The organism is Stenotrophomonas maltophilia complex sp. Om-AH-Sm3, assembly GCF_059337855.1.
In genome coordinates this window covers 1-18,722 of the sequence record NZ_JBYBLQ010000010.1, presented here as the reverse complement: position 1 = coordinate 18,722, position 18,722 = coordinate 1, and the positions used below count along the sequence as shown (strand labels likewise).

The following is an 18,722-nucleotide window of genomic DNA, read 5'->3' as shown; positions in this document are numbered from 1 at the left end:
AGGATATCCGAATGAAAGTGGTTGCTTTGGCGACGCTGAAACGATTCTGGGAACGTCACCCTGATTCGGAAGCAGCGCTGAGGTCCTGGTATGACGAAGTGAGGCACGCCGTCTGGGACACACCGCATGACGTACGCCAACGTTACGCAAGCGCAAGTTTCGTGGCCAACAGTCGTGTGGTGTTCAACATAAAAGGCAACAGCTACCGGCTCATCGTCGCTGTGGGTTACAGGTTTCAAGTGGTCTACATCAAGTTCATTGGCACCCACGCCGAGTACGACCGGATCGACGCCGACACTGTGGAGCTTCTATGAACATCCATCCCATCCGTACGGAAAGCGACTACGAAAACGCGCTGCGCATGATTTCGGCCTATGTCGACAACGAGCCGGAGCCGGGCAGCGAAGATGGCGATCGATTTGAAATTCTCGTAACGCTGGTTGAAGCCTACGAAGCGAAGCACTACCCGATCAAGCCGCCAGATCCCATCGATGCAATCCGCTTCCGCATGGAGCAGGGCGGTCTGACCGTGAAGGATCTGGTGCCCTCCATCGGCCAGCTCAACCGTGTCTATGAGGTGTTGAATCGCAAGCGCGGTCTGACTCTTGAAATGATCCGGAAGCTTCACCGCAACCTGGGCATTCCCGCAGAAAGTCTCATCGGCCGCTGAAGCCCCGCGTGCTCCTGCCGATACGCTGCCGTGCCTCACTCCCGGCCTGCTAAAGTTGCAGCCTGCAACCGCGTACCGGAACCGACCATGGACCACGACACCCCGTTCGAACCCCTCAACGACCTCGAGGTGCGCCTGCTGCAGGCCCAGGACGGCACGCTGACCGCAGCGCAGTTCCTCGACGGCCTGCTGACCTCGACGGCGTTCGTGCTGCTGGACAAGGCCATCGGCGAAGATGGCGCCTGGGACGAGAGCATCTCGCCGTTGGTGCTGACCAGCGAGAGCGGCGAGCCGATGTTCGCGGTGTTCACTGCCCCCGAGCGCGCCGGCCTGTGGCACGAGCAGCTGCCGCAGTTCGCGCATGCCATGCCGATCGCGGTGCACGCGCTGCTGGCCGGTATCGGCGACGGCGTCGGCCTGGTGCTGAACCCGGGCCTGGACGTGGGCATGGAGATGATTCCCGATGCCGTGGCCCAGCTGAAGCAGCGGGCGGCGGCGATCACCCGCGGCATGGCGCATTGAAGCCAGCGATTTAGGGGTGCCGGCCAGCGGAGCGGCCGGCACTACCAGGTGCTTCAGCGGGAAGCGGCAATCGCCTTCACCCGCGCCTTGGCCAGCGCTTCGCCGATGGCCGGGCCCTTCAGATGGGTGGTATCCAGATCCCTGGCCTGCACTGACAGCGCTGCCCGGTGCAGGCGCTTGAGCGTTTCGCCCTGCGGGTAGTCGGCATCCTCGAAACCGAGCCGGCCGCGCTTGTCGGCCTCGCAGCACAACGCGATGCGGGCCACGCGTTCCGGCCGGCGCAGCGCATCACAGCGGCCCAGCAGTTCCAGCACGGTGGCATCGCGCAGTTCGTCGATGCGGTGCACGTTCAAGTGCTCGCGGCAGACCGCTTCGGCCAGCTGCTGGTGCTCGGCGGGAATCTTCAACCGCGCACACAGTGCCTTCAGCGGCTTGATGCCGCGCTGCTCGTGCATGATGTGGCGCGGCCATTCCTCCGGCGGGGTCAGGCCCTTGCCGAGGTCGTGGGTGAGCGCGGCGAAGCCGACCAGGTCATCGCCGGGGGCCAGCTTCGCGGCCATGTCGCTGACCATTTCCTGGTGGATGCCGGTATCGACTTCCGGGTGGAATTCAGCACGCTGCGGCACGCCGTACAGCGCTTCCAGTTCGGGCAGGATCGGGCCCAGGGCATGCGCATCGTGCAGTGTGCGCAGGAAGGCGGAGGGCCGCTCACTGACCAGCGCCTTGCGCAGTTCCTGCCAGACGCGCTCCGGCACCAGCGCGTCCAGCTCGCCACTGGCGGCGACCTCGCGCATCAGCGCCATGGTCTCTTCGGCGACGGTAAAGCCCAGCGGTGCGAAGCGCGCCATGAAACGGGCCGCGCGCAGCACGCGCAATGGATCTTCGACGAACGCAGGACCGACATGGCGCAGCACGCGTTGCTCGATATCGCGCACACCGCCGTAGGGATCGACCAGCGTGCCGGTGTCTTCGTCGCAGGCAATCGCGTTGATGGTGAAGTCGCGGCGCTGCAGGTCTTCTTCCAGCGTTACGGCCGGATCAGCATCCACCACGAAGCCGCGATAGCCGCGGCCGGATTTGCGCTCGGTGCGCGCCAGTGCGTATTCCTCACCCGTGTTCGGGTGCAGGAACACCGGGAAGTCACGGCCAACCGCAGTGTAGCCCTGCGCTTCCATCTGCGCGGGCGTGGCGCCAACCACCACCCAGTCATGGTCGCCGGCAGGGCGCTGCAGCAGGCGGTCGCGCACGGCGCCGCCGACAAGATAGATCTTCATGGGGGAATGATCGCACGGCCGGCGCAGATGTTCCGGTAGTGCCGGCCGCTGGCCGGCAGCTTCGGAATGGCTGCGGTTGCCGGCCAGCGGCCGGCACTACCAATACAGAGGCATCACGGCAGGCCGCGCCAGCCCGAAGCAGCACCCAGGCGGTGCATATTCCGATCGAGGCCAGCAGCCGGCAGTACCGTGTTGCGGTCAATCGCCACCCTGCTCGGCGTTGGCGGCGCAGCTGAAGTTCTTGCGCTTGTCGACCAGGCGGCCCATCAGGCGGTCGCTCAGTGGCAGGGCATCACCATTGAGGCGCCAGTCGTAGATCACGCTGAAGGCCAGAACGCGGGCAACGTACTCGCGGGTTTCCTTGTAGCTGATGGTCTCGATCCACAGGTCCGGATCGAAGCCCGGGCGCTGGCCCTGCCAGCGTGCGGTCGGGGTCGGGCCGGCGTTGTAGGCTGCGATGGTCACGTACGGCAGACCGTCGTACTTGTTCATCAGCTGGCGCAGGTAGGCGGTGCCGATGGCAATGTTGGTGTCCGGGTCGTACAGGCTGTCGGCGCCGCCGTAGCCGGTCAGCCCGATCGACTTGGCCACGCTGGCACCGGTGGCCGGCAGCACCTGCATCAGGCCCATGGCATTGGCAGGCGAGCGCGCACGCGGAATGAAGGTACTCTCGGCGCGGATCTCCGCGGCCACCCAGGCCGGGTCGATCGCGTTGCGTGCCGATTCGCGGCGGATGGTGGCGTCGTGATGCAGCGGGAAGCGCAGGTCGTACAGGCGCTGTTCCTGCGGCTGCTTGCCGAGCGCGAACACGGCGCGGTCGAACCAGCCATTGTCCTGCGCCACGCGCACGGCGAGGCGGCGCTGGGTGTCATCGAAGCGCGACAGCGCGCTGTTCCATTCGGCCACGGCCCAGCCAGCGCGGTCGATCTGGTACAGCGCCATCGCGCGCTGGATGGCCGGGTCGCGCGCGATCACCGCCTGTGCCTGTGCGCTGTCGTTCGGCTTCCACGGGCACAGGGTGTAGCCCTGCTGCAGCTTGTCGGCGGCCAGGAAACCGTGGAAGGTCGGTGCGCGTGCGGCTTCGCGGAACAGCGGCTGCGCCTGCTGGGCCTGGCCGGTTTTTTCCAGCATGCGGCCTTCGAAGTAGCGCCAGCGCGGGTCGCTGCGCTGCTTGCTGCCCATCTTGCGGATCGCGGCCAGCGCTGCCGGCCAGTCGCGGCGCGACATCGCTTCGCGCACGCGCCATTCGTGCAGGCGCTCGTCGTAGGCCGATTCGGGTACCGCGTTGAGGCGGCGTGCCGAATCGGGCAGGTAGGAGGCCACCGTCCACAGCGCGATCTGGTACAGCACCTGGCCCTGCTGGTCGGCACTCAGGCCGAGCGCCTGGGCGTACTGCGGCAGCTGCTGCTCGGTGGCGCCGGGGTCGGCCTTGGCCAGCTTGGCCAGGCCATCGGTGGCGATGCGCCGGCTGCGCTCGTTGCGCGGCCAGTTCAACGCGCTGGCATTGGGCTTGTCGACAAAGGCTGCGTAATTGTTCGCCAGCGCCAGGTCGGCGGCGGGCAGGCCGCGTGCGGCGCTGCGCATCACCGCCGGTTGCTGGGCATCGGCGGCGGCATCGATGCGTTCCCAGCGCAGGGCGTCGCTCAGGCCACCCTGTGCCTGCAGCACGGCAAAAACGGCATCACAGCCGTCCGGCAGCGACTTGCCGTTCTTGCGCCACAGATCCTGCGCTTCACTGATCCACTGCGGATCGACCTTGCCCGTCACCTGGCGCGCGGTCAGCTGCGCACAGCGCAGGCCGGTGTTTTCGGTGGGCGCCCAGTTGGCCAGCAGGGTCGGCCAGTCCTGGCGGCGTGCGAGCGAGGGCAGCCACACGCTGCGGAAGGTGCTGGCCACGGCCTGGCCGTCGTAGCGCTTGAGGAAGGCCTGGGCCTGCGCGGTATCGACGGTGTCGATGTTGCGGCGCAGGTTGGCGTACTCCAGCCAGCCATAGGCCGGATGGCGGCTGAGCGCAGCGGCCTGGCCAGGATCGTATTGGCCGCGTTCGGCGGCTGCGATCGCGGCTTTCAGCTGCGCGTTCTGGGCATCGAGGGACTGGGCATTGGCGCAACCGATCAGCAGCGTGGTGGCCAAGGGCAGCAGGGACAGGGCGGTCGAAGAGCGTCGGGTCATGGCGGGCAGCATAGCGGGCAATGGCTGAATTCAGTTTCGCATTGCGTGCACGCCGGGCGTCGGCAACGACAGCTGAATGATTCCGCACAGGCCCCTGCCGCACGGGGTCGCAGGCGTCGTAACGTCGGCCTTGGGCGAACGGCCCGGCTGCAGGGAGCGGCACATGGCGTTCAGTAGCGCAGGAAGAAGCGGCCCGCTGGCGGACATCAACGTCACGCCACTGGTGGATGTGATGCTGGTGCTCTTGATCATCTTCATCGTGACCGCGCCGATCGTGGCCCGGCCGATTGCCGTGCAGTTGCCACAGGACACCGATCGCGTGGTCGATCGCCCCGAACCGCCCCCGCCGATCGAGCTGCGCCTGGATGCCTCGAACCAGCTGAGCTGGGATGGCCAGCCGATGGCCATCGGCGATCTGCAGGCGCGCCTGCAGGCACAGGCCGGTGAACATGCTGGCAGCCTGCCGGAGCTGCGCATCGCCACCGATCCGTCGGCCGAGTACGAAGGCATGGCGCGGATCCTGGCCGCCGCCGAGGCCACCGGCATGGAGCGCATCGCCTTCGTGCGTTGAGTCCGGCAACGGGCGGTCTGCCATCGGCGGGCCGCGCTTCCTGCCGGGGAACGTGGCATGCGATACGGGATACAGCGCGCCACTTCCTTGATGGCCACTTCCAATCTGGCACCGCTGGTGCAGGCGCAGCAGATGCCGCAGCAGCATCGCTCCCCGGTGCATCTGGCGACCGCCGACGACACCGACTATGAAGATATGGCGCGCGTGCTGCTGGCTGTCAGCCAGCATGGGTTGCGCGTCGACGCGCCCGGTCACTAGCGCCGGCATCGACAAGGCCCCTTGATGAGCTTTGGCGGATCTCGGCGCGCGCTGTCGCCACCGGCATCACAGCGAAGGGCGTTGAACAGTACCGTCCGGTTCTAAACGGCCCCCATTTGACGCAAATGGCCGTCAATTGCGTCAATTCCGCGTGAAAGAGTGTCGATCGTCACGCCGTGATTTTTACCGCTTGTTTACAAAGGAGACGCTGCCGCCATGCAGGGGGGCGCGGCAGTCCATGTCCCGACATTCCTTTGGAGAGAGAGCGAATGAATCACCTGCACCACCGCCCGTTGGCGGTTGCCGTCACGCTGTGCGTGATGGCCCTGGCTCCGTTGGGTGCCGCTGCACAATCCACCACCAACCTGGACGCGGTGGAAGTGACCGGTACCCGCATCAAGCGCGCTGAAGTCGAGGGCCAGGTCCCGATCCAGACCCTGACCCGTGGCGACATCGAACGCACCGGCCTGACCTCGATCGGCGAAGTGCTGCAGCAGCTCACCGGTTCCGGCTCTGCGCTCAACGCCAAGTTCAACTCGTCCGGCAACTTCGGTTTCCCGCCCGATGGCAGTGGCGTGGGTGCCGGCTCGGCGCAGGTCGATCTGCGCCACCTCGGTGCCAAGCGCGTGCTGGTGCTGGTTGACGGCATCCGCTGGGTCAACGAGTCGTCCGCATCGGGCGTCGGTGCGGCCACCGACCTCAACACCATCCCGCTGGCCATCGTCGAACGCATCGAGGTGCTGGAAGACGGTGCATCGTCGCTGTACGGCTCCGATGCCATCGCCGGCGTGGTCAACATCATCACCCGCCGCGACTTCGATGGCGGGCAGGTGACGCTGAACTATGGTGAGTACAGCAAGGGCGACGGCACCCAGAAGGGCGTGGACCTGGCCTGGGGCAAGAGCGGTGATCGCTTCAGCCTGTTCCTCGGTGCCAGCTGGACCAAGCAGGACCCGGTGTTTGCCAAGGACCGCGAGCAGTCGCGCTTCCCGATTCCCGGTACCGGCCTGGCCTTCGGCAGCGGTGGCATTCCGCAGGGCCGCTTCGCCTTCGTCGACCCCAACACCGGCGCTGAGCAGGACATCGTGCCCAACAGCGGCGTGCCCAACCCGCGCTATGACGGCAGCGCCGGCTGCAACCGCAGCGATGACTACCACTGCTTCACCAGCGCCGACCGCTTCAACTTCGCCGAATACAACATGGTGCTCACGCCGTCCGAGCGCAAGGGTCTGTTCGGCCAGTTCCGCTTTGACATCACCGACAACGTGCAGTGGTATATCAAGGCGCTGGGCAACCGCCGCGAGTCGACCAACCAGGCCGGCCCCGAGCCGCTGTTCTTCGGCCCCGATGGCGCCACCGGCAATCCGTTGGCCGACAACATCGTGGTCTCGCGCCTGAATCCGTACAACCCGTTCGGCTTCGATCTCGTCTCCGGCGACAACATGAGCCTGATCGGCCGCCGCCCGGTGGAAGGCGGTGCGCGCGTGTTCAAGCAGGAGGTCAACACCACCTACGTGGCCACCGGCCTGGTCGGCAACTTCCAGGCCGCCGACCGCAGCTGGTACTGGGACGTCAACGGCATGTACAGCAAGAACAAGGCCGAACAGACCAACTACGGCAGCTACAACATCTACAACGTCAACATGGCGCTGGGTGACCCGGCGGTGTGCGCGGCAACCCCGGGCTGCGTGCCGTTGAACATCTTCGGTGGCGTCGGTTCGATCACCCCGGACATGCTGAAGTGGATCCAGCCGGTGGTGCGCGACCGCAGCCAGAACGAGCTGAGCCTGTTCACCGCCAACCTGTCCAGCGACCTGTTTACCCTGCCGGCGGGTCCGGTATCGTTCGCCAGCGGTTACGAGTACCGCAAGTACAAGGGCTGGTACCAGCCGGATCCGCTGACCGTGATCGGCCACTACAACGGCGTACCGTCGCAGCCGACCTCCGGTTCCTACGACGTCAACGAGGCCTACCTGGAGCTGAGCGTTCCGATCTTCGCCGACTCGCCGCTGGGCAAGAAGCTGGACCTGAGCCTGGCCGGCCGCTATTCGGACTACTCCACTTTCGGTGGCGAGTTCACGCCCAAGTACGGCCTGCGCTGGCAGGTGACCGATGACTTCGTGCTGCGCACCACGTACGCCGAGGGTTTCCGCGCACCGTCCATTGGCGAACTGTACGGCTCGGCCGCACGTGCCGACCTGCAGCTGTTCGATCCGTGCTCGGTGGGCCTGGGCGGTACGCCGCCACGTGGCAGTGCCGCCAATTGTGCCGCGCTGGGCGTGCCGGCCGGCTTCCAGCAGGCCAACTCGCAGATCTCGGTGACCACCGGCGGCAATCGTGATCTGGAACCGGAGCGCTCGCGCAGCTTCAGCACCGGCTTCGTGTGGAGCCCGTGGTTCGGCAACAACGCGTCGTGGTCGGAGCGCTTCGATGTGGAGGTGACCTTCTACCGCCACGCCATCGATGGTGCGATCCAGGCCATCAACGCGCAGACCCAGCTGGACCTGTGCGTGGACACGCTCGACCCGCTGTACTGCGATGGCATCACCCGCGCCAGCACGGGTGCGGTGAGCAGCTTCAACAACCGCCTGACCAATCTGGGCTCGATCAAGACCGACGGCTGGGACGTGGACCTGTTCTGGACGTTGCCGCAGACCTCCTTCGGCCAGTTCAAGCTGGCGTGGAAGAACACGTTCGTCGGTCGTTACGAAGCCACCGGCGCGGCCGGGCAGAAGCAGCCGCAGAAGCCGGGCGTGGAAGTGGCCGACAGCTCCATTCCGGAGTGGACCAGCAACGCCAGCATCGCCTGGACGATGGACCGCTGGAGTGCGAACTGGACGGTGCGGCACATTTCCGAGCTGACCGAGAACTGCGGCGATGCCGTGGCATTCCCGGTGTGCAGCAACCAGGCCGACGGCACCAACACGCTCTCGGCCACCACCTTCCACGACATGCAGGTGGGCTACAAGATCGACTGGATGAAGGGGCTGCAGCTGACCGCGGGCCTGAACAATGTGTTCGACAAGGATCCGCCGATCTGCCTGTCGTGCTCGTTGAACGGGTATGACGCCTCGACCTACGACATCCCGCGTGGCCGTTACTGGTACCTGCGCGCGGACCTGCGGTTCTGATGTGAGGGGGGCAGCGCCGGTCAGTTCCGGCGCTGCCTTGCGGATGTAGCGCCGAGCCCGCGCTCGGCTGATTCTCTGAGCCGAGCATGGGCTCGGCTCTACAGGTGCGGGGCGGTCGTACCCCGCGTCTGATCAGAACGCCCAGGTGAACGTCAGCGAGCCATTGCGGCCATCGCCGTACGCACCGTAGCCGTTGATCTGCGAGAAGTACTTCTTGTCCAGCAGATTGTTCAGGTTGGCCTGCACGCTCCATTCCGGCGACAGGCGGTAACGCACGAAGGCGCTGACCAGGGCGTAGCCGCTCTGTTCGATGCGGCCGTAAGCCGGCACCGCGTAGTAGATGCGGTTCTGCCAGTTGGCGCCGCCGCCGACGGTCAGTGCCTGCAGCGACTGCGGGGTGTAGCTGGTGAACAGTTTCAGCGCGGTCTGCGGCAGGTTGGTGTTGATGTCGGCGCCGTTGATGTCCTTGGCCACGTAGCGCGAAGCACCGAAGGTCGCGTTCCAGCCGGGTGCCAGTTCGCCGTTCAGTTCGAACTCGAAGCCACGGCTGACGGTGCCACGCGCGGCCACGTAGGCCGTTTCGCCGCCGGTGCCGCCGATGACCGGCTCGCCGGTGGACTGGCCGACGTTGTCCTGCTCGATGCGGAACACCGCCACCGAGGCATTCAGTCGGTTGTCGAACCAGGCACCCTTCACGCCCACTTCGTAGCTCTTGCCGTCCACCGGGTCCAGGTAGCTGCCGTTGCGGTCCTTCAGCATCTGCGGCTGGAAGATCTCGGTGTACGAGGCATAGGTGGAGTAGGTGTCGTTGATGTCGAACACCAGGCCCGCATACGGGGTGGTGACTTTGTGCGAACGGTCGGCGCCTTCGCCTTCGCTCTTCCAGTCGGTGTAGCGCGCGCCCACGATCAACTTCAGCGGATCAGCCAGCGACAGGCGTGCTGCAGCATAGGCGGCCTTCTGGGTGATGGTGCCTTCGCTGGCCAGGGCCAGCGGATTCCAGTTCGGTTCGCTGATGTTGCCGTTCCAGTTCAGGTAGCTGGAGAAGGGGTCCCAGGCGAGGCCGGCGCCGCCGATCTGGTAGTCGCCGTAGTTGGCGTACTCGCGCTTGTTGTAGCTGAGGCCGCCCATCACTTCGTGCTTCAGGCCAAACAGCCCGAACGCGCCACTGAAGTAGCCGTCCACCGCATTGACCTTGCGTTCGGTGTTGTAGAAGCCGGCCGACGGCGAAATGCCGGCACCGGTGTTCTTGTCGAAGAACGAAGCGCCGGTGACCCAGTCGTTGTAGGCCGGGTAGAACAGCTTGTCGTCGGCCTTGGTTTCGTCGTGGGTGGCGCCGATGCGGACTTTCCAGTCATCGTTGAAGGCGTGTTCCAACGTGGCGAACGCGCGCTTGCTGGTGGTGTCCCAGTAGGTCCAGCTCGGGTTCGGATTGAACGATTCGTCGTAGCCGGTGCTGGTTCCATCGGAGAACAGCATCGGGAAACCACCCCAGGTGGCGCCGTTGGCGCGCTTCTGCTGGTAGTCGTAGCCCACGCTCAGCTGGGTGTCCGGGGTCAGGTCGGCGTCGATGACGGCGTAGCCCAGCGTCTTGTGCTGGTTGTAGCGGTCCATCTGCGCGTCGGTGTCCAGGTAGCTGCCGATCACGCGGGCGCGCACCGAACCGCTCTTGTTCAGCGGGGTGGTCACGTCCACGGTGCTGCGGGTGCGGCCCCAGCTGCCGACGTTCACCGAGACGCTGCCGGTCAGTTCGGCGCTGTCGGCGTGCTTGCGCACCAGGTTCACCGACGCCGACGGGTTGCCGGCACCGGTCAGCAGGCCGGTGGCGCCACGCACCACTTCCACGCGGTCATACAGCGCCAGGTCCAGGCCGGAATCGCCGTAGCTCCAGTTCTGCACCATCTGCGTCGGCAGGCCATCGAACTGGTAGCTGTCGATGTAGAAGCCACGCGAATAGAACTCGATGCGCTCGCTGTCGGACTGGGTGCTGCTGACGCCGGTGGTGTTGGCCAGCACGTCGATGATGTCGTCCAGGTTCTGATCTTCGATGCGCTGGTGGCTGATGATGCTGAGCGACTGCGGGATCTCGCGCGGCGCCAGGTCGAAGCGGGTACCGGCCGAGGTGCGGCGCACCGAATAGCCTTCGGCGCGTTCGCCCTTGACCACCACTTTGTCGAGCGTGGTCGGGTCGGCGGCGGTGTCGGCGAAGGCGGCCGGGGCCACGGCGCAGAGTGCAGCGAGCACGGCAACGGACAGCCGTTGCGGCTGCGGGATACGGAAGGCGGAACGGTTCATGGGGGTCCTGGACGAGCACGCGCGCTCGGCCAGCATCCAGAAGGCGAGGCGCTACGGGTGGGAAACGGGCGGGCAGGCCGTCCTGGCACCACCGGAAACGAAAGAAATAGTAATACGAACTATTCCTATTTACAAATCATGAACGCGGAAGGCGCTCACGCAGGACTCGACGCAGCACACGGCGTTCAGCGCAGCAGCGGCAGTGGATCGCGGGCGCCGTCGGCGCCGTAGATGCCCCAGTGCAGGTGCGGCGGCGTACCCTTGGCGTTGCCGCTGTCGCCCACGTGGCCGAGAAGGTCGCCGGCCTGGACCACCTGGCCGCGCGCCAGGCCCTCGGCCCAGTCGTCCAGATGGGCGTAGTAGTAGCGCTCGCGCCCGGGCCCGATCACCCACACCTGGCGGCCACCGAGGCTGCGGTCGCTGACATCCACGACGACGCCGGCGGTGGCACTGCGCACCGGGGTACCGCGCCTGGCGAAGATGTCGATGCCGGCGTGGGAGCGGTCACGGCCGCGCGGAGCGCCGAACGTATCGGCGATCTGGCGGGGCCGCACGCCTTCCACCGGCACCGGAAGCTCGGTGGCCGGAGGCATCCGCGAGAGTGTCCACAGCAGTTTCGGTGCAGCAGCCCATGGGCTGTTCCACAGCGCCATCGCGGCAACGATCGCGATGACCAGCCACAGGCCGCGCAGCAGCCAGCGGCGCAGGCGACGGGCGGGGGAGGGCGATGTGTTCATGGTCTCCGACTGTAGCGCCGAGCATGGCTCGGCGGCTGTTGCTTTGCGGTCAAAGCGCAGTCGAGCATGGCTCAGCGCTACAGAACCGGGTCCAGCGGCACTTCGAAACTGCGCTTCAACGTTCCCAGTGCCACCGAGGTGCGGAAGCGCTCGATGTTGTCATCGCCACCGAACAGCCGCTCGGTGATCGCTTCGTACTCCTCCATCGACGCGGCCGAAAGCAGCAGCAGGAAATCGCCATCGCCGGTGATCGAGTAGCACTGCTGCACGGCCGGGTCGTCCTGCACGCGGCGCTTGAACGGCGCCACGCGTTCACGCAGCTCGCTGACCACGCGCACCTCGACGATGATGGTCAGCGGCCGGCCGATCTTTGCGGCATCGATCACCGCCACATTGGCCGCGATCACGCCGCTGTCCTGCAGCCGCTTGATGCGTCGCTGCACGGCCGGGGTGGACAGGTGCACGGCCTCGGCGATCTCGCGCTGCGGCAGGGTGTTGTCCCGCTGCAGCAGGTCGAGGATGGCGCGGTCGAAGCTGTCGAGCACGGGGGCGGTGGCCATGGCGAGCAGAAGTTGCACGAACAGGCTGTCAATTGAGCCAAGTGCTCGGCGCCGGCGCAATAGACTTTGCCCATGCAGACCTCACGACTCGCGCCGATGTTGCCGGCGCTGGCGGTGCTCGGCTCGGTCACCTCGCTGGCCATCGGAACCTCCTACGCCAAACACCTGTTCCCGCTGATCGGCGCCCAGGGCACCAGTGCGCTACGCGTGGGCTTCTCGGCGCTGTTGCTGCTGCTGTTCTGGCGGCCATGGCGCTGGAAGACCCGCCGCGTGGATGCCATCACCCTCCTGCGCTACGGGCTCACCCTGGGCCTGATGAACCTGCTGTTCTACATGGCCCTGCGCACGATTCCCTTCGGCATCGCGGTGGCCATCGAGTTCACCGGGCCGCTGACGGTGGCGATGCTGTCATCACGACGCCCAATCGATTTCCTCTGGGTGGGCTGCGCGGCGGTGGGGCTGTTGCTGCTGCTGCCGATCGGCGGTGGACCGGCGCTGGATCCGGCCGGCGTGCTGTATGCCATGGGCGCAGCGGCGTGCTGGGGCCTGTACATCGTGTTCGGCAAGCGTGCCGGTCACCTGCACGCTGGGCATTCGGTGTCGCTGGGGCTGCTGGCGGCATCGCTGGTGGTGGTGCCGGTGGGCGTGGTGCATGCCGGCACCGCGCTGCTCGATCCGAAGATCCTGGCAGCCGGCCTGCTGGTGGCGCTGGTCTCCAGCGCGATCCCGATGTCGCTGGAGATGATGGCGCTCAAGCGCCTGCCAAAGGAGACCTTCGGCATCCTGATCAGCATGGAGCCGGCGGTGGCCGCGCTGTGGGCGATGCTGCTGCTGCACGAACACCTGCACGGGCTGCAGTGGCTGGCGATCGGCTGCACGGTGCTGGCTTCGGTGGGCAGCACGATGACCGCGCGGCGATTGAAGGCACCCGTCACCGCCTGAAAAAAGGGACGGAGGGGATTAAGTCGTTTACGCCCTGATTTAGGGGGCGCCAGGCGGCCGGCGCGAAGCGTGCGGACCAACGGTCCGCACCTACCAGGGGGGGCGGTTCAGCGCAGGGCGTCGGCCGGGACGTCGATCTGCATCGCCAGCGCGAGGTGATCGGAGAACGCGGCCGGCACGGCTTCCACGGTGCGGGTCTGCAGGCCACTGCTGACCAGGATGTGGTCGATGGCGCGGTCGGGGCGCCAGCTGGGGAAGGTCGGCACGATGCAGCCGGGCGGCTGCAGCCGGGTCTTCTGGTACAGCACCTGCATTTCCGGGCGTTCTGCCAGGCAGTTGAAGTCGCCCATCAGCACCGCGTTGGGGTGGTCGGACAGCAGCTCGGCGATGAAGCCCAGCTGCGACATCCGCGATCCCGCGCCCAATGACAGATGCGCCACCGCCACCGCCAGGCCGTCGGTACCGTCGCCGAACTTGGCCAGCAGCACGCCGCGCCCGCCGATGCGGCCGGGCAGGGCGTGGTCCTGCACTTCCACCGGTTCGAGCTTGCTCAGCAGGCCATTGGCGCTGGACGCGACCCCGCCCATGCGCCGGTTCGGCTGGTGGCTCCAGTAGTTGAAGCCGGCGCGCTGGGCCAGGTAATGGGTCTGGTTGGTGAAGCCCGAGCGCAGGCTGCCCGGGTCGGCCTCCTGCAGGCCGACGATGTCATGTTCGCGCGCCAGGGTGGCGATCGCGTCCAGGCTGCTGCGCTTGCGACCCGCCGGCAGCGCATGTGACCAGCTGCGGGTCACATAGTCGCTGTAACGGCGGGTACTTGAGCCGGCCTGGATGTTGGCCGTCAGCAAGCGCAGGGTCCGTGTACGGGGGGAATTCACGGCCGGGAAATGCTTCTCTTGGATCAGTGAGCCTGGGCCGCACCGCGTTCGCGGGCGATCAGGTGGTCGGCGATGCGCAGCATGTCCGGGAAGCTCTTGCCCTTCACCAGGTACTTGCCGTTGACGATGATCGACGGGGTGCCGCTGATCTGGCTGCGCTGGGCGAACTGCTTGGCCGAGTTGGTCTTGGCGTTCACCGCGAAGCTGCCCATGGTGGCCGCGAACTGCTTCGGATCGACGCCGTAGGCGGCGTAGAACTTGGCGATGTCTTCCACCGAGTCACGGCCGCGCTCGCCCTTCAGGGTCTTCTGCGAGTGGATGGCGGCGTACAGCGCTTCGTGGGTCTTCTCCTGCACGCCCAGGGTCTGCGCGGCGTAGAAGGCACGGGCGTAGTCATCCCAGGTGCCGCCGAACATGGCCGGCACGTAGACGAAGTTCACGTCGCTGGGCAGGCCGGCCTTCCACGGGCCGACCAGCGGCTGGAACGCGGCGCAGGCCGGGCAGACGTAGCCGAAGATCTCGGTCACTTCGATCTTGCCGGCGGCCGGCTGGAACGGCTGGCCGTTCGGGATCACCTGGTAGTCGGCACCTTCCACCGGAGCCGGGCCGGTCAGTGCGGCGGTGGTCGGGGCCGGCGCGGCGGCCGGAGTTGCTTCGGCCGGAGTCTTCTCGCCTTCAGCGGCAGCCGGCGCGGCGCCTTCGCTGCCCGCCGCCGGTGCGGCAGCCGGTTCGGTGGTCGTGGCCGGGGTTGCTGCCGGTTCGGCGGGGGCCACGGTGGTGTTGGTGCTGCCGTCGTCGGCCTTGCAGGCGGCCAGGATCGGCAGCAGCGCTGCGAGGGCGAGGGCGTAACGGATCTTCATGGAAACGTCTCCAGCATCTGGAAAGGTGGGGCCGGCGGCAGGCGCCGGCCAAGGGGAAATGATGACACGCGGCGGCGACGACGCCGTGTCGGTGGTGGGTGTTGGTTCAGCGGCCGCGGGCGGCGCGCGCCTGCGCGATCAGCGCCGAGGCAATGCGCAGCTGGTCGTCGAAGCTGTTGCCGCGCACCAGGTACTGGCCATTGATGATGATGGCCGGGGTGCCCGGAATCTTGGTGCGCTGGGCGAACGCGCGCGCGGCCTCGACCTTCTTCTGCACGGCATCGCCGCGCAGGGCCTGGATGTAGCGGTCCGGGGTCACGCCGTAGGCCTTGTAGAAGGTGGCGAGCTCATCGGCGGAGACGTTCTGCATCGGCAGCGAACCCTGCTCGTGCAGGGCCTTGAACACGGCGGCATGGCTGCGCTTGGCCACGCCGACTTCGTCGGCGGCGTAGTAGGCCAGTGCCCAGGCATCCCAGGCACCGCCGAAGGCCGCCGGGACCGGGGTGAAGCGCACGTCGGCCGGCAGCTTGGCCGCCCAGGCTTCCAGCTGCGGTTCGAAATGGGCGCAGTGCGGGCAGGTGTAGCCGAAGACTTCGACCACCTCGATCTTGCCGGCCAGCGGCTGGAACGGGCCCGGCTGGGCGATGCGCTCGTAGTCTTTGCCCTCGACCAGCGGGGCATTGGCGGGGGTGGCGGCGCAGGCTGCCAGCGGCAGCAGCACCAGCACGGACAACAGCAGGCGGGAAATCAACCTCATCGACACGCATCTCCGTTGAAAAAAGCAACGCCGGCGCAGCCGCCGGCGTGAAGGAAACATACCGCAGCCGTGGGCCGGCGTCGCGGCCCGGGCCGACCAGTGGTGGTCAGGGGGCGGCAGCCGGTTGTGTTGGCGTGGCCGTGGTGGCCACATCGTCGGCCTTGTTGTGCAGGCCCTGCAGGTAGCTCGACAGCGCCTGCACCTCCTGCTCGCTGAGCTTCTGCGCGACCGTGGCCATGATCTGGAAGTGCGCCTTGTCGGTCTCGTTGGTCTGGCCGGCCTGGTACTCCTGCAGGCGGCGCGCGACATAGCTGGCGTGCTGGCCACCGAGATGCGGATAGGCCGGGCCGGGATTGCCGGCACCGCTGGGGCCATGGCAGGCCATGCAGGCCGGCAGGCCACGCTTGGCATCGCCGCCGCGGTACAGCTGCTGGCCGATCTCGTAGAACTTCATGCCCTTGTAGGGGCCGTCGGCGACCGCCGTGTCATCGGCGATGCCGGCGTTGGCCTTCTGCGTGGCGAAGTAGGCGCCGATATCACGCATGTCCTGCGGGGTGAGGTTCTGCACGAACGGCACCATCGCCACCGCCGCGCCGGAACTGCGCTGGCCGTTGGCGATCAGGGCCATCTGCTGGGCCACGTAGCGTTCGCTCTGGCCGGCAATGGACGGGTACATCTCCACCGTGGAATTGCCGTCGGCACCGTGGCAGGCCGCGCAGGCCGTCGCCTTGGTCTGCCCGGCCTTCGCATCGCCCCAGCGGGTCTTGCTGAAATCCACCTCCAGCGAGGCGGTATTGATCGGCCCATTGTCGGGCAGCGGGGTCAACGTGGTCTGCGCGAACGCAGCAGCGGCAACGACTACAGCAGTGGCAAGGGCGGATACGGCAAGAACGCGAGCGTGGCGCATGCTGAAGCTCCGTATGGACCGGGCCGGGCGGTGGCGGCCGGCATCGCCCGGATTATCAACGCCGTTTCCGCGCACGGTCAACGCAGCAGTGCAGCAAAATGCCCGCAAAGGCCGCCGGCACGGGCGCGCGGCGCCGCAACATGCGATCCTAGGCACATGTCATTGCTCATCGAACGCGCCCGTTACCACCTTTCGGCCCATAACGTGCGGCAGCTGCCGCCCGACGAAGGGGCCGAAGTGGCCTTCGCCGGCCGCTCCAACGCCGGCAAGTCCAGTGCGCTCAACGCGCTGACCCGCCAGAACGCCCTGGCGCGTGTCTCCAAGACCCCCGGCCGTACCCAGCAGCTGGTGTTCTTCCAGGTCACCCCGGAGGCGCATCTGGTCGACCTGCCCGGTTACGGCTACGCCAAGGTGCCGCTGGACCTGCAGGCGCACTGGCAGGCCTTCATCGACAAGTACTTCCGCACCCGCGAGGCCCTGAAGGGGCTGGTGGTGGTGATGGACATCCGTCATCCGCTGAAGGACTACGACCGGCAGATGCTGTCCTATGCCGTGCAGCGTGGCCTGCCGGCGCACGCCCTGCTGACCAAGGCCGACAAGCTCAGCCGCAGCCAGCAGATGCAGTCCTTGCAGAAGGTGCGCAAGGAGCTGCAATCGGCCTACGGTGACAGCGTCAGCGTGCAGGTGTTCTCGGGCGAAGACCGTACCGGCGTGGACGAAGCCCGCGGCGTGATCGGCGGCTGGCTGGGGCTGGAATAAGGTATTGCCGGTCGCCCGGCTGGCAGCCGGGCGCTACCCGATCGGGTGGGTGCCGACCTTGGTCGGCACACCCTCACAACGGCGAATACTCCGCCGGCACCCACGCATAGGCCTGGCCCTCGCTGCGCACATGGCCCAGTCCCGGGAACGGCAGGTGCGCACCGGCCACCCACCAGCCGTTGGCGGTGGCCTGCTGCAGCAGCCCGCGACGGCTGGCGATGGCCGCCTTGCGGTCCGAATCGGCCTCGAACGCGGCCTCCGGGTGCGCGAACTGCACCGCATGGAAGTGCAGCACGTCGCCCCACACCAGCAGTGACTGGCCCTGGCTGTCGAACCGGTAGGAGACGTGGCCGGGGGTATGGCCATGGGTGTCCATCGCCACCGCGCCGCCGGGCAGGGCATCGCCGGGGTTGAACGTGCGCAGGTGGCCACTGGCCTGGTACGGCGCCACCGCGTTGCGCGCCAGCGGGAAGGCGAAGCGCACACCCTTCGGCGCGGAAGCCTCGCTGGCCGGGTTGAGCCAGTAGTCGGTATCGGCCCTGGACAGCCACACCGTGGCATTCGGGTAGGCCGGCTTGCCTTGCGCATCGAGCACCCCGCACAGGTGGTCCGGATGGGCGTGGGTCAGCAGCACCTCGTCCACCTCGGCCGGGTCCACGCCGGAGGCGCGCAGGTTGCCCAGCACCTGGCCCAGGCCGGGGCCGAAGCACTGTGCGGTGCCGGTATCGACCAGGGTCAGGTGGTTGCCCTGGCGCACCAGGAAGGCGTTGATTGCGGTCTGCAGGCCCTTCTTGTCTTCCGGTACGTAGCGGCCTTCCAACAGGCGGCTGACCAGTGTCGGCGGCACGTCGACCACTTCCTGCCGGCCCAGCGCGACCACGCCGTCGAACAGGGCGGTGACCTGCAGCGCACCGACGCGCTGGTGGTAGACGCCGGGCACCTGCTGGGTGGGCGCGGGCGAGGTGGCTTCGGCCAGCGCCGCCAGTGGCAGGGCGGACAGGGCCAGCAGCAGGGCGGTGCGTAGGGGCAGTTGGCGCAGGGTCATGAGGGTTCTCGGTGGATGATGGGCGGTTCCGTTGGCCTAGCGTGCCGTGACTGGCGTGCGCACGGCGCTCAAACCACTGCGTGGAATGCTCAGGGAAGGGGGTGTTGTCTGCAGGGCTGCGCCCTGCACCCGCTACGAGCCAGAGCAACGGCCCAAGCAACAGCAACAGCAACAGCAACAGCGATCTATCCGTGGGATGGCGGGGTGGGTCCGGTTGCGGGAGACGCCGTAAACCCATCCATGGGGGCTTGGCCGCGGCATCCATGCCGCGGACACTCCCGCAACCGGACCCACCCCGCCTTCGACAGTTTTCCGTGATCTGTCGGAACAGCACGTGGGGTCAGATCCGTTCTCCGGAGGAAAACGGATCTGACCCCAGAGTTTCAT

At 67.1% G+C, this 18,722-nt stretch carries 18 protein-coding genes; 8 read left to right on the top strand and 10 right to left on the bottom strand.

The window, feature by feature from the left end:
* Positions 1-11: 11 nt before the first annotated feature.
* From AC10QF_RS13285 to AC10QF_RS13275, 3 genes are all read left to right on the top strand, one after another.
* Positions 12-314, top strand: a complete 303-nt coding sequence (locus AC10QF_RS13285; protein WP_065178056.1) for a type II toxin-antitoxin system HigB family toxin — start codon at positions 12-14, stop codon at positions 312-314.
* Positions 311-670, top strand: a complete 360-nt coding sequence (locus AC10QF_RS13280) for a helix-turn-helix domain-containing protein (RefSeq protein ID WP_494542357.1) — start codon at positions 311-313, stop codon at positions 668-670. The genes AC10QF_RS13285 and AC10QF_RS13280 overlap by 4 nt, the downstream gene beginning before the upstream one ends.
* Before the next feature lie 87 nt (positions 671-757).
* Positions 758-1,192 carry an SseB family protein gene (locus AC10QF_RS13275; RefSeq protein WP_005419309.1) on the top strand — a complete coding sequence of 145 codons (435 nt, stop codon included), beginning with the start codon at positions 758-760 and terminating at the stop codon, positions 1,190-1,192.
* Positions 1,193-1,245: 53 nt separating this feature from the next.
* Here the strand turns inward: AC10QF_RS13275 and AC10QF_RS13270 are convergent, their stop codons facing one another.
* Both AC10QF_RS13270 and AC10QF_RS13265 read right to left on the bottom strand, forming a co-directional pair.
* Positions 1,246-2,466 carry a multifunctional CCA addition/repair protein gene (locus AC10QF_RS13270; protein ID WP_494542356.1) on the bottom strand — a complete coding sequence of 407 codons (1,221 nt, stop codon included), beginning with the start codon at positions 2,464-2,466 and terminating at the stop codon, positions 1,246-1,248.
* A gap of 198 nt (positions 2,467-2,664) precedes the next feature.
* Positions 2,665-4,650, bottom strand: a complete 1,986-nt coding sequence (locus AC10QF_RS13265; protein WP_494542394.1) for a transglycosylase SLT domain-containing protein — start codon at positions 4,648-4,650, stop codon at positions 2,665-2,667.
* Between the two features lie 151 nt (positions 4,651-4,801).
* Between AC10QF_RS13265 and AC10QF_RS13260 the strand changes: the two genes are divergently transcribed.
* From AC10QF_RS13260 to AC10QF_RS13250, 3 genes are all read left to right on the top strand, one after another.
* A complete protein-coding gene (locus AC10QF_RS13260) occupies positions 4,802-5,209 on the top strand; it encodes an ExbD/TolR family protein (RefSeq protein ID WP_494542355.1) in 408 nt (135 codons plus the stop codon).
* Positions 5,210-5,299: 90 nt separating this feature from the next.
* Complete coding sequence (locus AC10QF_RS13255; protein ID WP_494542354.1) at positions 5,300-5,467, top strand: hypothetical protein; 168 nt, start codon at positions 5,300-5,302, stop codon at positions 5,465-5,467.
* Between the two features lie 320 nt (positions 5,468-5,787).
* The gene (locus tag AC10QF_RS13250; RefSeq protein WP_494542393.1) at positions 5,788-8,598 is read left to right on the top strand and encodes a TonB-dependent receptor; all 2,811 of its coding nucleotides are present in this window, start codon (positions 5,788-5,790) and stop codon (positions 8,596-8,598) included.
* Positions 8,599-8,730: 132 nt separating this feature from the next.
* Here AC10QF_RS13250 and fhuE read toward each other — a convergent pair whose 3' ends face one another.
* The 3 genes from fhuE to AC10QF_RS13235 all read right to left on the bottom strand — a co-directional run bounded on the left by fhuE (position 8,731) and on the right by AC10QF_RS13235 (position 12,190).
* Positions 8,731-10,893, bottom strand: coding sequence for a ferric-rhodotorulic acid/ferric-coprogen receptor FhuE (gene fhuE, locus AC10QF_RS13245; protein WP_494542353.1), 2,163 nt, complete (start codon positions 10,891-10,893; stop codon positions 8,731-8,733).
* Between the two features lie 185 nt (positions 10,894-11,078).
* A complete protein-coding gene (locus tag AC10QF_RS13240; protein ID WP_494542352.1) occupies positions 11,079-11,630 on the bottom strand; it encodes a M23 family metallopeptidase in 552 nt (183 codons plus the stop codon).
* Between the two features lie 77 nt (positions 11,631-11,707).
* Positions 11,708-12,190, bottom strand: coding sequence for an Lrp/AsnC family transcriptional regulator (locus AC10QF_RS13235; protein WP_494542351.1), 483 nt, complete (start codon positions 12,188-12,190; stop codon positions 11,708-11,710).
* Positions 12,191-12,262: 72 nt separating this feature from the next.
* On the opposite strand from AC10QF_RS13235, the gene AC10QF_RS13230 reads away from it, so the two are divergent.
* Positions 12,263-13,132 (top strand): EamA family transporter, encoded by an 870-nt coding sequence (locus tag AC10QF_RS13230; protein ID WP_494542350.1) that lies wholly within the window; start codon positions 12,263-12,265, stop codon positions 13,130-13,132.
* Between the two features lie 107 nt (positions 13,133-13,239).
* Here AC10QF_RS13230 and AC10QF_RS13225 read toward each other — a convergent pair whose 3' ends face one another.
* From AC10QF_RS13225 to AC10QF_RS13210, 4 genes are all read right to left on the bottom strand, one after another.
* Complete coding sequence (locus AC10QF_RS13225; RefSeq protein ID WP_494542392.1) at positions 13,240-13,977, bottom strand: endonuclease/exonuclease/phosphatase family protein; 738 nt, start codon at positions 13,975-13,977, stop codon at positions 13,240-13,242.
* Positions 13,978-14,030: 53 nt separating this feature from the next.
* A complete protein-coding gene (locus tag AC10QF_RS13220; RefSeq protein ID WP_494542349.1) occupies positions 14,031-14,867 on the bottom strand; it encodes a thiol:disulfide interchange protein DsbA/DsbL in 837 nt (278 codons plus the stop codon).
* Between the two features lie 106 nt (positions 14,868-14,973).
* Positions 14,974-15,624 (bottom strand): thiol:disulfide interchange protein DsbA/DsbL, encoded by a 651-nt coding sequence (locus tag AC10QF_RS13215; RefSeq protein WP_005419285.1) that lies wholly within the window; start codon positions 15,622-15,624, stop codon positions 14,974-14,976.
* 106 nt (positions 15,625-15,730) lie between these two features.
* Positions 15,731-16,531, bottom strand: coding sequence for a c-type cytochrome (locus AC10QF_RS13210; protein WP_095377930.1), 801 nt, complete (start codon positions 16,529-16,531; stop codon positions 15,731-15,733).
* Positions 16,532-16,687: 156 nt separating this feature from the next.
* On the opposite strand from AC10QF_RS13210, the gene yihA reads away from it, so the two are divergent.
* Complete coding sequence (yihA, locus tag AC10QF_RS13205) at positions 16,688-17,290, top strand: ribosome biogenesis GTP-binding protein YihA/YsxC (protein WP_005411022.1); 603 nt, start codon at positions 16,688-16,690, stop codon at positions 17,288-17,290.
* Between the two features lie 73 nt (positions 17,291-17,363).
* On the opposite strand, the gene AC10QF_RS13200 is transcribed toward yihA, so the two are convergent.
* A complete protein-coding gene (locus AC10QF_RS13200; RefSeq protein ID WP_494542348.1) occupies positions 17,364-18,335 on the bottom strand; it encodes an MBL fold metallo-hydrolase in 972 nt (323 codons plus the stop codon).
* Between the last annotated feature and the right edge of the window lie 387 nt (positions 18,336-18,722).

What these genes read in the sequence shown, in the direction of transcription:
- AC10QF_RS13260 (WP_494542355.1), top strand. Translation starts at nt 4,802, where the DNA reads ATGGCGTTCAGTAGCGCAGGAAGAAGCGGCCCGCTGGCGGACATCAAC.
- AC10QF_RS13220 (WP_494542349.1), bottom strand. Translation starts at nt 14,867, where the DNA reads ATGAAGATCCGTTACGCCCTCGCCCTCGCAGCGCTGCTGCCGATCCTG.
- AC10QF_RS13270 (WP_494542356.1), bottom strand. Translation starts at nt 2,466, where the DNA reads ATGAAGATCTATCTTGTCGGCGGCGCCGTGCGCGACCGCCTGCTGCAG.
- AC10QF_RS13285 (WP_065178056.1), top strand. Translation starts at nt 12, where the DNA reads ATGAAAGTGGTTGCTTTGGCGACGCTGAAACGATTCTGGGAACGTCAC.
- AC10QF_RS13275 (WP_005419309.1), top strand. Translation starts at nt 758, where the DNA reads ATGGACCACGACACCCCGTTCGAACCCCTCAACGACCTCGAGGTGCGC.
- AC10QF_RS13210 (WP_095377930.1), bottom strand. Translation starts at nt 16,531, where the DNA reads ATGCGCCACGCTCGCGTTCTTGCCGTATCCGCCCTTGCCACTGCTGTA.
- yihA (WP_005411022.1), top strand. Translation starts at nt 16,688, where the DNA reads ATGTCATTGCTCATCGAACGCGCCCGTTACCACCTTTCGGCCCATAAC.
- AC10QF_RS13240 (WP_494542352.1), bottom strand. Translation starts at nt 11,630, where the DNA reads ATGAACACATCGCCCTCCCCCGCCCGTCGCCTGCGCCGCTGGCTGCTG.
- AC10QF_RS13280 (WP_494542357.1), top strand. Translation starts at nt 311, where the DNA reads ATGAACATCCATCCCATCCGTACGGAAAGCGACTACGAAAACGCGCTG.
- fhuE (WP_494542353.1), bottom strand. Translation starts at nt 10,893, where the DNA reads ATGAACCGTTCCGCCTTCCGTATCCCGCAGCCGCAACGGCTGTCCGTT.
- AC10QF_RS13200 (WP_494542348.1), bottom strand. Translation starts at nt 18,335, where the DNA reads ATGACCCTGCGCCAACTGCCCCTACGCACCGCCCTGCTGCTGGCCCTG.
- AC10QF_RS13235 (WP_494542351.1), bottom strand. Translation starts at nt 12,190, where the DNA reads ATGGCCACCGCCCCCGTGCTCGACAGCTTCGACCGCGCCATCCTCGAC.
- AC10QF_RS13215 (WP_005419285.1), bottom strand. Translation starts at nt 15,624, where the DNA reads ATGAGGTTGATTTCCCGCCTGCTGTTGTCCGTGCTGGTGCTGCTGCCG.
- AC10QF_RS13250 (WP_494542393.1), top strand. Translation starts at nt 5,788, where the DNA reads ATGGCCCTGGCTCCGTTGGGTGCCGCTGCACAATCCACCACCAACCTG.
- AC10QF_RS13265 (WP_494542394.1), bottom strand. Translation starts at nt 4,650, where the DNA reads ATGCTGCCCGCCATGACCCGACGCTCTTCGACCGCCCTGTCCCTGCTG.
- AC10QF_RS13230 (WP_494542350.1), top strand. Translation starts at nt 12,263, where the DNA reads ATGCAGACCTCACGACTCGCGCCGATGTTGCCGGCGCTGGCGGTGCTC.
- AC10QF_RS13255 (WP_494542354.1), top strand. Translation starts at nt 5,300, where the DNA reads ATGGCCACTTCCAATCTGGCACCGCTGGTGCAGGCGCAGCAGATGCCG.